General features: G+C 45.6%; 4 protein-coding genes and 1 pseudogene. 2 read left to right on the top strand and 3 right to left on the bottom strand.

Annotated elements, in window-relative coordinates; all coding sequences use genetic code 11:
• From BLV54_RS15820 to BLV54_RS14440, 3 genes are all read right to left on the bottom strand, one after another.
• On the bottom strand, positions 1-136 hold a 136-nt coding region (locus BLV54_RS15820; protein WP_339389399.1), incomplete at its 3' end, for a helix-turn-helix domain-containing protein.
• Between the two features lie 62 nt (positions 137-198).
• Positions 199-1,272, bottom strand: coding sequence for a glycosyltransferase family 2 protein (locus tag BLV54_RS14445; protein ID WP_090572306.1), 1,074 nt, complete (start codon positions 1,270-1,272; stop codon positions 199-201).
• A gap of 156 nt (positions 1,273-1,428) precedes the next feature.
• A complete protein-coding gene (locus BLV54_RS14440) occupies positions 1,429-2,718 on the bottom strand; it encodes a hypothetical protein (RefSeq protein ID WP_090572305.1) in 1,290 nt (429 codons plus the stop codon).
• A gap of 475 nt (positions 2,719-3,193) precedes the next feature.
• Between BLV54_RS14440 and BLV54_RS14435 the strand changes: the two genes are divergently transcribed.
• Positions 3,194-4,147 carry a Kdo hydroxylase family protein gene (locus BLV54_RS14435; protein ID WP_090572304.1) on the top strand — a complete coding sequence of 318 codons (954 nt, stop codon included), beginning with the start codon at positions 3,194-3,196 and terminating at the stop codon, positions 4,145-4,147.
• A gap of 410 nt (positions 4,148-4,557) precedes the next feature.
• A pseudogene (locus BLV54_RS14430) lies at positions 4,558-4,670 on the top strand (transposase); the annotation flags it as partial.

The following is a 4,670-nucleotide window of genomic DNA, read 5'->3' as shown; positions in this document are numbered from 1 at the left end:
GCTTCTTCCATTTCGCCACGGTCTTCTCGTTAATTCCGTGGCGTTTTGCCAATGCTTTCAGGCTCTCTTGACTATGTTGTATCGCTCGACGCACCGCCTCTGTCGTACGGGCGCTTCCATGCAGTACCTGTCCCATAATATGTCCCTCGATAATTGACTATATATTACTCCAGCACACCGTGGGACTAAACATTCTAATTACTTGGAAAGTAATCTGGCTGAACAGTCTTGTATCGTCTTTTCTTTAAGCGATAGCTCTTTTATTTCCAGCCCAAACGCACGGCCCCAAAGTGTCAGTGAGGTGCGTAACAACAGTGGAATGCCAGGCATCATCCAAATTCCTGTAATGCGCCTGTCTGCCCGTCGCCAACCACGAAGAACAACACTGATTACCGCACTTAAGCATAGGGGTTGACTATACATCTGCAAGCATAGCAATGCAGGAGATATAGCCGGTGTAATCCAATGTACATAGCCCCCTTCATGGAATACATTCTCAATTGCATCGAGGACCGACGAAGGAAAGTCTGCTAGAGAACAATCGCCTGAAAAAAGAAGGATATTCTGTCGCGCTTTGGGATAGCGTGAAAGGTATAGAGTGCGATTACGCTTTATTAATTTCTGTAAAGCTCGTCCACGGCCAAACGAGCCGGCCGCTTTGTGGTAAATCCGAGTGCCGGGATGCACCCCAAAGCGCCAACCGTGAAGATCAAGCCGACGGCCAAGATCAATGTCTTCATAATAACCTCGCCCAAACACAGGGTCGAAACCACCCACTTCCTGAAAAATATCACGACGAATCAGAATGGCATGTCCTCGAAGGTAATAAGTCGATATATAGCCGCCTTCTCGCAGCAAATAGCGATCAAGGTTATATTTGGCATAACTGTTACCAGCGGGAATGATGGCTGCTAACTTTGCATCAGCAGCTAATGTCGCACATAGCAGCGGGAGGAAATCATGACTTATTTCAGTATCTGAATTAAGAATCAATACATAAAAAGCATCAGATCGATTAACTGCTTCATTCACTGATAGACCGAAGCCCTGATTCCTTTTTGCATGATAAATTTCAACACAATCGTACGGCAGGTTATCCAGCATTTCACGTGTCTCACTGGCGGAAGCATCATCCTGAATAAAAATACGCCTGATGGAATTGCTAAGATAGACCACAACAGAATCGACGCAGCGCCGCGTCAAATCAGGTGCATTGTAAACAGGAATCACGACATCAATTGATTTACCGGAAGATTCCGTCGGTTTACTCATGATAACTTAATCAAATTGCAAGAAACCAGACAATGCATACCCCCTCCATTTTTGTGCTCGGGCTATTCACTCACTCTGAAAGACCATGCCCGGGATCGCTAGTTCTTCCAATTTAGTTAAATTCTAAGATCTGATCGAGATCACTTCAAATTATTATCAATCTTTATCTTTCCCTACCGAACTCATTTGTGCTTGCGTCTCCAACAAACTTACATAACGCGGCAATACCTCTGCATCAGGACCATCAAGCATTTCCTTGATAAAACGCCGCCGATGCTTCTCGATATAGAAGGAGTTGCAACCATTTGAAAGAAATTCATCTATTTTTTGATAGACGTCATCACGACAGCACAGCTCTGTTTCTGGCATAAACTCAGCGACTGCAGAGCGGCCAGCATGCAAGTAATCGGCTGCCAGCACCGGTTTCTTTGCCTTGATCGCTTCAAACACTACCGAAGTGGCAAGATCGATAATGACATCCGCCCAGTTCATCAAATGAATCGAGTGAATGTTGTCTCCAGCGATGCTTACATTTGGCAAGCGGTGCAGGGAAGTATCCTTGGTCAAAGATTGTTTCCAGCCGCCACGGGTATGAGGCTTGATCACCAATACAGTTCCTGGGAAAGTAGCAATCATTCGAATAACTTCGCCGACTTCCTCCCAGAATATGGTGAAATCATCCTTTCTCAGAAACATCGCTATTTTGAGCTGATTGCTGGAGCTTACCAGTGGTGCAGGAGGTAACAATTCTTTCAATTTAGCGAGCCATTCATCGCAATAGCGCGGCGAGCCCAGTACTGCTAATGATTGATTAGTCATAAACGGGTGAAAGCGTTTGGCACATAATTCATTCGGCACGACCAGCTTGTCAAATATTCGGCCAGCGGAATACAGCGTATCCGGCTGAAGGCGCCATTCTCCATGCCGTATCAGCTGATTAGCATGTGGACTATCTCCGTGAGGGAGCGATACTGCCCCTAAACCCATGTTGTGCGCCATGGATACCACTGTTTCGACCCACTCCAGGCATACAGGCGAATTTCTTGTAATCCAGTCAAATACCACTACACCTTTGTCCAGACTTACAAAACTATGCATTAGTAGACGATGAGCAGTATTTCTCCAAATGAATTTCCGTTTCCCAGCATCAAAAACCCAGCGCAAGGTAGCAACTAGCGGCCCCATGAGCGATCGTCGCAAACCGTGACTCAATAACAGCGTTTGCAGTCGCCAAGCGACATATTCAAACGCTGGCAACAGATCGCGGATATGCGCGACGCGCACACCTTCCAGCTTGCTTAGATATTGAATACGGTAATCATTCCGGAACTTCGGATTACCTATCAGAATAATGTCACAAACATGATTGGATTCGATCCATTTGGAAATGACCGGAGTAATATGATCGATATCATTGTAATGACGAAGAAAGAATAGAGCTTTCATTCAAATTTTTTAGAAAATACCCATTAATATGAAATGGTAAAGTTAAATTCAACTCTGACAAAGCTGGACGTGGAAGAATAATCCTTATCTCATTTTTCATCAAATGCCATCAATCATTTTTCTATTTCAGCTATTGTGACGATAGCATAGTTAGTACGCAGATCAGCCGGGATCATTCTGCACGCTTCCCAATTTACAAAATTCAGTCTCTAGCACACATGTTCCAAAGCGGTTGGTTTGTTTTTTTTAATTCTTTCAAGGGACAAAAAGCTGGCACCATCAGAAAGTAGTATCTTCGATAAAAAAGTGTCTATTTAATGGATTACAGATACTCAGTTCAATAGAATTAGAAGCAACATTTAACTAAATTAGAAGTAAGATCAAAACAATTTCTATCTAGACAAAAAGGTGGTAATGTAGTGTCATTATTTTGCTGGCAAGCTATTTATACTTCTAGATAAATCAAGGAGATGTCATGGTAGGTATAGGGGGTGTTTCCGTATGCGAAGAAGCTGAAACGGTGAAGATGCTGACGATTGAGCCTGGAATCGATCTATCGGCGCCGGAGGTACGGCTCAAAGCCATTGAGATGTTGGAAGGGGGTGGGCTCATCTACCTGCCCAAAAGCGGATTCGAGTTATCTGGGGGTGAGCGAGCATTAATCTCGGACACATCGAATATTCTGACACGAGTGCCCGACGTTGAGGACGGCCGACCGACGATCATTTTCGATCCAGCGCATGGCCGCATCAAGAAGTATCATTTCGTACACGTGAACGGAAAAATGATGCGGGCTCAAATCAGAGACACGGCGCGCCCTGACCTTGAAGCGATCATGTCACGCTATAGCAAGTGGGGTGAGAATGTGATTGCCCAATTATTCCCCAGCTACCAGCAAGCGTTGGACCGTAAACGGACCACCTATCGCCCTATTCCTCGCAATAGCACCCAGTCGTTACACATCGATTCGAGTTACGGATACCCCACTCAGGGGCGCAGCATGCTGCGCATCTTCACCAACATCAACCCTGTCAATCGACCGCGCATCTGGCAGATCGGTGAACCGTTCGAACCCTTCGTGCGTCGTTTTCTGCCTTCCGTGCACCTCAGCAAGCCGAGCTGGATTTCCTCCATCCTGGCTCGCCTCGGCATTATTGACGGAGCAAAGACCAAATACGATCAGTACATCGCTACGCTGCGCTCTCTTGGTATCCGTGACAAGGAGTATCAGCGGACAGCGCCGCGTAAAATCATGGAGTTTCCGGCTGGATCAAGCTGGATTGTACTCACCGATTTGGTACTGCATGGCGCTATGGGGGGACAGCACAGTCTCGATCAAACATTCTACCTACCGGCAGATGCGATGGGTGATCCGTCACGTTCTCCACTACGCATCTTAGAAAGATTAACTGGTGAAGCCTTGGTTTAAATACAAGCAGTACCCGCTGAATATACCAAGATTATTTTGCTGGGCAGTAAGATAAAGATACTATATCGTTAGGGTGATTCCGAATTTTAGGATCGAATTTAACTGGATAAAATAGAACAAATAAAATTGTGGCGAACCAAAAACAACTACCTCGCTGCATGCAGCGAGGTGTTACGCCGTTTTTTCCTTTCTAGACGGCCGTCTTTGCTATTTCTAACGCCCCAAGGGGACAGAGAATTGAACCTTAAGAAACTGTTTGGAAACTCTGAGAGCTAGCTGATGTAGCGATTTTTGCTGTTTGTTAACATTCACCATTTTATGAATCAACCAAAAAACGGAAGAAGTGTTATCCGAGCAACCTAAGCTCTGGAGCGTGGTATCACTTGAAACCCCACCTACCGGTATCAGCAGCAGGAAGGCCGAGAGAAGTAAGTCTACGCCAGGTGGTAAATGCAATTTTGTATGTTTTAAAAACAGGTTGTCAATGGCGGCAATTACCCCGCGAGTTCCCGGCTTGGAGTGC

This window comes from Nitrosomonas sp. Nm33 (assembly GCF_900107265.1).
Lineage (GTDB): Bacteria > Pseudomonadota > Gammaproteobacteria > Burkholderiales > Nitrosomonadaceae > Nitrosomonas.
The sequence above is the reverse complement of the archived record's forward strand: the minus strand, read 5'-3'. Positions and strand labels throughout refer to the sequence as shown.

Excerpts from the sequence above, each read along its gene's own strand:
- BLV54_RS14440 (WP_090572305.1), bottom strand. The coding sequence starts at position 2,718 with ATGAAAGCTCTATTCTTTCTTCGTCATTACAATGATATCGATCATATT.
- BLV54_RS14435 (WP_090572304.1), top strand. The coding sequence starts at position 3,194 with ATGGTAGGTATAGGGGGTGTTTCCGTATGCGAAGAAGCTGAAACGGTG.
- BLV54_RS14445 (WP_090572306.1), bottom strand. The coding sequence starts at position 1,272 with ATGAGTAAACCGACGGAATCTTCCGGTAAATCAATTGATGTCGTGATT.